The sequence below is a fragment of the Mesorhizobium sp. M7A.F.Ca.CA.001.10.2.1 genome, from assembly GCF_003998575.1.
In the GTDB taxonomy this organism is placed as follows: Bacteria; Pseudomonadota; Alphaproteobacteria; order Rhizobiales; family Rhizobiaceae; genus Mesorhizobium.
In genome coordinates this window covers 1-6,115 of the sequence record NZ_RZQY01000349.1, presented here as the reverse complement: position 1 = coordinate 6,115, position 6,115 = coordinate 1, and the positions used below count along the sequence as shown (strand labels likewise).

Here is a 6,115-nt window from a genome sequence, read left to right as displayed (position 1 = left end):
TGTCAAGCGCGGCCAAACCGCTCAACCGCCGACATAGCGCCGATGGAAGCGCGGGCCGAGGCTGGTCAGGATCTCGTAGCCGATGGTGCCGGCATGGCCGGCGGCGTCATCGACGCTTTGCGAGGGACCGAGCAGTTCGACGAGATCACCCTCGCGCAGCCTGCCGACCGGCAGGGCGGAAATGTCGAGAATGATCGAATCCATCGACACCCGCCCGAGGAAAGGCAGCCGCACGCCCTCGAACCAGGCGGCGGACGCGGCGCGGCGTTGCCAGCCATCCGCGTAGCCGAACGAAATCGTCGCCAGCCTGAGCGGGCCTTGCGCATGATAGGTGTGGCCATAGCCGACGCCGGCGCCTTTTTCGACGCTGCGCGTCTGTGCCACCTTTGCCTGCAGCCGCACCACCGGCAGCATCGGATTGGACTTTGCCGGCGTCGGATTGATGCCGTAGAGCGCGGCACCGGGGCGGGCGAGATCGTAGTGAAAGCGCTCCCCAAGAAAGATGCCGGAGGAATTGGTCAGCGATGCCGGCGCCTCCGGCAGCATCTTGCGCAGCCGCTCGAACGCCAGCCGCTGCTTCTCATTGGCCGGATGCTCCGGCTCGTCGGCGCAGGCCAGATGGCTCATCACGTAACGGATGTCGATGCCGTCGAAGGCCTGCGGGTCGGCGGCGATGCGATCCACATCCCGAGGCGCCATGCCGAGCCGCGACATGCCGCTGTCGACCTGGATCGCGGCCTGCAGTTTTCGGCCGGCGCGGCGAGCCGTCACACGCCAAGCCGCCAGTTGCTCGGGGCTGTTGATAACAGCGCAAAGGTTTGCTGCCACGGCGTCCGGCTCGGCACCGGGCGGAATGCCGTTCAACACGAAAATGGCAGGGCCCGGCCCAAGCGAGTGGCGCAGGGCGACGCCTTCGCCCAGAAGCGCAACGAAGAAGATATCGCAGCCGTCGCGCAGCAGCGCCGCCGCGACCTGGCCGGCGCCCACGCCGTAGCCGTCCGCCTTGAGCACCCCAGCGCAGGCAACATCGCCCAACCGCGCCTTCAGCCGCCGGTAGTTTTCACGGATTGCACCGAGATCGATGGTGAGGATGGCCCCAGCCGCCACTTCGCTTGTGGCGGTGACCTCTTCTGGGGGGGACTTTTGGGGGGCGTCGTTCATGGCGACCCTTCGCGTGCTAGTGGATACATCAATAGGACCGCCGGGCCGGCGCGGCAACCGCGGTTGTTGTATAGCGGCTATTGCACCAGATGCCGGAATGCCGTCACCACATCCTCATAGACATGGCGCTTGAACGGCACGATCAGGTCGGGAAGGTCCTGCATAGGCCGCCATGCCCATTTGTCGAACTCTGCGGTGTGGCCACCCGGCGGCGGGTTGATCTGGATCTCGCTGACATCGCCGTGGAAGCGAAAGGCGAACCATTTCTGCGTCTGGCCGCGATACCGGCCCTTGAAGGCGATGCCGACGAGATGGTCCGGCAAATCATAGTTGATCCAGTCCGGCGCCTCGGCCAGCAGCGAGACGCCTCGCATGCCGGTCTCCTCATAGAGCTCGCGCTCGGCCGCCTGCAATGGCTCCTCGCCCTCGTCGATGCCGCCCTGCGGCATCTGCCAGAGCTGCGTCGTGCCGGCAAATTCGCTGTCCGGTTCGGCAATCCGGTGCCCGACCCAGACAAGGCCCTCGGCATTGAGGATCATCAGCCCGACACATGGACGGTAAGGCAGCGTTTCGCGGTCGATCTTGTTCGTCTTTGGCATCAGTCAGTCTTTCCAGCCGTCTTACGATGGCTAGCCTTTTTGCGGATCTATAGCCACCGCTGAAATCGGCACGATCTCTATGCCGCGCTTCTTGGCCTCGACCACCCAGGACGACACGGTATCGACCGTCAAGTCGAAGGCCGAACCGATGCCGACGGCAGTGCCTTTGGCCCGCGCGGTCGCCTCCAGGCTGTCTAGCTTCTTCAGGATTTCGCCGCGATCCTGCACGGCATCGATCGCCATGTCGCCGGCGACGAAGGGCACGCCATCCTTCAGCGCCAGGTCCGGCGCCAGGCTGCGCGCCGACGAGCCGTCATCGATATAGGCGAGGCCGCGTTTGCCGAGCTCGGCGATGAACGGCTCCATCGCCGCGGCATCGGCGGAAAAGCGGGCGCCCATATAGTTCATGACGCCGGTATAATTGGTCGTCCGCGACAGCGCCCAGTGCAGGCTCTTCAGGTTCTCATCCGCGCTCGCCGCCACCGTCAGCGTGTTGCGGCCCGGATTTACCTTCGGATAATCGAACGGTTCGAGCGGCACCTGCATGACGATCTCGTGGCCGCTCTGCCTGGCTGCCTGCATCCACCGGCCGATGCTGTTGCCTTGCGGCGCGAAAGCCAGCGTCACTTCCGCCGGCAGCTTGGCGATGGCCGCCTGGGTGCCGGTCTGCGAAACCGAAAGCCCGCCGATGACGATCGCCACCCGTGCGCCGCGCCCGCCCGACCAGGGCCGCGCATAGACGTCGAACGGCCGCCTGCCATCCGTGGCGCGCACCGGCAACGGTCCGGTCTCGCTGGTCTCGATCAGCGCCTTGTCGGGAATATGCGCGATCTTCAGGTTCTGACCGATGGTCGACGGATCGCGAATGACGATCGCTGCCTTGGGCGGCCCATCGCCCTCCTCCGTCTGCACATGGATAATCTGCGGCCCGCCTGATTTGACCGGCGCCTCCGGCTTCGGTGCCGCCGGGGCCAATGCAGGCGGCGCGGCGGCAGGCTCGGCCGCCGCGGTCACTTTCGGCGTTGAAACGGCAACCTCTTGCGGCTTTCTAAACGGTTTTTCCCTGAGCGCGATCGCGCCGGAGACGCCGGCCACCGCCAGCACGGCCACTGTCGCCATGATCGCACCGCCGCTGATCTTGCCGGCGGCGCGCGGCGACCGGACTGCCTGTCCGAGCGGGCGTTCGATGTCCTTGCCGATATCAGCCAAGCCTAATCCCCGGGCACATGGCTCCGAAGACGAAGCCGCTTCGAAAAGACATGCGCGAATTCATCAATTCCGGCGCACCCCGCGCCATGTCTTGGGAGCTTTGCCTCGCTCCCCGAATCAAACTGCCGGAACCTTTCGGTCCCGGCAGCATCGCATTGCTTCCATCTGGCTCAAACAGAAAGATGGGGCGGCGCGTGCGCCGCTCCAGATCCTTACTGGTTGAGAACCGCCTTTTGCGGATTGGGCGGGAAGGACGGATCGGTCTTCTGGCCACGCAGCAGCTGCTCGGCATAGATGAGCTGCAGATCGTCTTTCGGATCCGGCGGCACATAGGCCGCCGAGCCCGAACCCGTCGTGCTCTCGTCGGCGCCCTTGATATGGCCCTTGAGATCGGATTCGCCACGTGTCAGATCCCTGCCCTGCAGTTCCGGCGGCAGTGGCTGTTCGACCTTGATGTCCGGCGTGATGCCCTTGCCCTGGATCGACTTGCCGGACGGCGTGTAATAGAGCGCCGTCGTCAGCCGCAGCGCACCATTCTCGCCGAGCGGAATGATGGTCTGCACCGAACCCTTGCCGAAGGACTGCGTGCCGACCACCGTGACACGGCGCAGGTCCTGCAGCGCGCCGGCGACGATTTCCGACGCACTGGCCGAACCGCCATTGACCAGGACGATCATCGGCTTGCCGTTGATGTCGTCGACCTGCTTGGGCTTGGCGTCGAAGCGGGTGACGTCCTTGGGGTCGCGGCCGCGCGTCGAGACGATCTCGCCGCGGTTGAGGAAGGCATCGGACACGCTCACCGCCTGGTCGAGCAGGCCACCTGGATTGAGGCGGAGATCCAGAACGTAGCCCTTCAGCTTGTCGTCGGGAATCTGCTTCTTGATGGTGTCGATGGCGTTCTCGAGGTCGTCATAGGTCTTTTCGGTGAAGGAGGTGATCTTCATGTAGCCGATGTCGTTCTCCACCCGGAACTTGACCGCCTTGACCTTGATGATGTCGCGCACGACCGTCAGTTCGATCGGCTTGTCGGCGCCCTGGCGCAGGATGGTCAGCTTGATCGGCGTGTTGACCAGGCCGCGCATCTTGTCGACCGCATCGTTGAGGGTCAGGCCGCGAACCTCTTCGCCGTCGATCTTGGCGATGTAGTCGCCGGCCAGCACGCCTGCCTTGGCGGCCGGCGTGTCGTCGATCGGCGTGATCACCTTGACCAGATCGTTCTCCATGGTGACCTCGATGCCGAGGCCGCCGAACTCGCCCTTGGTCTGGACGCGCATATCCTGCGCCTGCTCGGCATTCATGTAGGAGGAGTGCGGGTCAAGCGAGGCCAGCATGCCGTTGATGGCATTCTCGACCAGCGACTTGTCGTCGGGCGGTGTCACATACTGTGCCCGCACCCGCTCGAAGATATCGCCGAAGATCGCCAGTTGCTTGTAGGTCTCCGACCCTGCAGCGTTCGCCGCCGAGCCGGGCGCGCCATAGACCAGGCTCATGGCGGACGCGCCCATCAGCGCACCGGCAAACAGAAGCGACAGTTTCCGCATTATTCACGTCCTTCCAGAAAAACGGTCCGCCCACCATGGGGCCGGATCGACGGGTTTTCCATCCTTGCGGAACTCGACATAGAGTTCCGGCGTGGCATTTCCATTCTTCGAAACCGAGGTGCTCGCCACCCGGGCCTCTCCCATCGCACCGATCGGCTCTCCTGCAAGCACTGATTGACCGGTCGCGACGCTGATTCTGCTCATCCCCGCCAAAACGACATGATAGCCGTCGCCTGCGTTCAGGATCAAGAGTTGACCATAAGAGCGAAACGGCCCCGCATAAAGCACATTTCCATCCGCCGGCGCGGTAACGATGGCTCCCGATTGTGTCGCAACCATGTCGCCAAGCATCACCGCGCCGTTACCGTCATCGGCGCCGAATCGCCGCTTGATACGGCCGGTCACCGGCAGCGCGATCTGTCCCTGAAGGGCCGAAAAGGGCACCGCGGCGGCAAGTTGGTTGCTTTCCGGAACGGGCAGCGACGCCAGTTCCGCCGGCGCCGATGTGTTGTCGCCGCTTGCCGTCTTCTGCTCGGCGGCCTTGGCAGCATCGGCAGCCTTGCGGCTCTTGTCGGCCTGCGCTTCGAGCGACGCGATCAACTCCTTCAGGCTGCCGGCCTTGGCCGCCAGCGCTTCGGATCGCTGCTTTTCGGCGGCCATTTGCGTCTGCGTGTCGGCTTCGAGCTTCTGCTTGGCCTCCAGCAGCATGCCGAGCCGCTTCTTTTCCGCCGTCTGGTCGCCGACCGCCGCCGTCAGCCGCGCCCGTTCGGCCTCGATCGACGCCGTGATCCTGGTCTGTTCCTTGAGATCGGCAAGCAGGCTATCGGTCTGCTGGCGCAGTTCCGGCACCACCGCGCCGAGCAGGATGGCGCTGCGCACCGACGACAGCGCGTCCTCGGGCTTGACCAGGATCGCCGGCGGCGGGTTGAGGCCCATGCGCTGCAGCGCGCCCAGCACTTCGGCCAGAACGTCGCGCCGCGCCATCAGCGAGGCGCGGATCTTCTGTTCCTGGCCCTTCAGTCCTTCCAGCCGGGCGCCGATGTCCTCGATGTCCTGGCCGAGCTTCTGCTCGGTCATCGCCGACTGGATCAATGCGGCGGTGATCGAGGCGTGATCCTTCTTGATCGTCGCGATATCGGCGGAGAGTTTGGCCAATCGTTCCGACGACAGCGTGATCTCCTTCGAGACCCGTTCATATTCGGCCCGGCTCTGATCCGGATCGGGAGCCATGTCGAGCGTGTTTTCCGCCCGCCCCGCATGCAGCGACAGCACAAGCACCGCCACCGCGATGCCGCAGCGCGCGCGCCAGGAGCCCGTTCTTGATTTTCTGTCTTCAGACATTGAAGCCCGACTCTATGCGTGGCTTCGTTAACGAACAATCAACCATGTTCGAAACCGCCCACTCGATGCAATCTTGCCTCGGCATTGGGGCGGAAATCCGGGTGTACTGCACCAATTCACCGGTTTACGAGCGATGATAAGGATGTCCCGAAAGGATGGTGGCCGCCCGATAAAGCTGCTCTCCCAGCATCACGCGCACCAGCTGATGCGGCCATGTCAACAATCCGAACGACATCACCAGTTCGGCCTGGTCGCGCAGCGACT

General features: G+C 64.4%; 6 protein-coding genes. All 6 read right to left on the bottom strand.

Going from position 1 to position 6,115, the window contains the following annotated elements:
• Positions 1 to 21: 21 nt before the first annotated feature.
• Positions 22 to 1,161 (bottom strand): alanine racemase, encoded by a 1,140-nt coding sequence (alr, locus tag EN964_RS21205; protein ID WP_127267090.1) that lies wholly within the window; start codon positions 1,159 to 1,161, stop codon positions 22 to 24.
• A 77-nt stretch (positions 1,162 to 1,238) separates the two neighbouring features.
• Positions 1,239 to 1,760, bottom strand: coding sequence for an RNA pyrophosphohydrolase (locus tag EN964_RS21200; RefSeq protein ID WP_127267091.1), 522 nt, complete (start codon positions 1,758 to 1,760; stop codon positions 1,239 to 1,241).
• A gap of 30 nt (positions 1,761 to 1,790) precedes the next feature.
• Positions 1,791 to 2,969: a divergent polysaccharide deacetylase family protein gene (locus EN964_RS21195; protein WP_127267092.1), complete on the bottom strand. Its 1,179-nt coding sequence runs from the start codon at positions 2,967 to 2,969 to the stop codon at positions 1,791 to 1,793.
• Between the two features lie 212 nt (positions 2,970 to 3,181).
• Positions 3,182 to 4,513, bottom strand: a complete 1,332-nt coding sequence (locus EN964_RS21190) for a S41 family peptidase (protein WP_024502881.1) — start codon at positions 4,511 to 4,513, stop codon at positions 3,182 to 3,184.
• Entirely contained in the window at positions 4,514 to 5,851 is a 1,338-nt protein-coding gene (locus tag EN964_RS21185; protein ID WP_127267093.1) for a murein hydrolase activator EnvC, read from the bottom strand.
• Positions 5,852 to 5,975: 124 nt separating this feature from the next.
• Positions 5,976 to 6,115: 23S rRNA (pseudouridine(1915)-N(3))-methyltransferase RlmH (locus EN964_RS21180; protein WP_206528739.1), on the bottom strand; the 140-nt coding region annotated here is incomplete at its 5' end.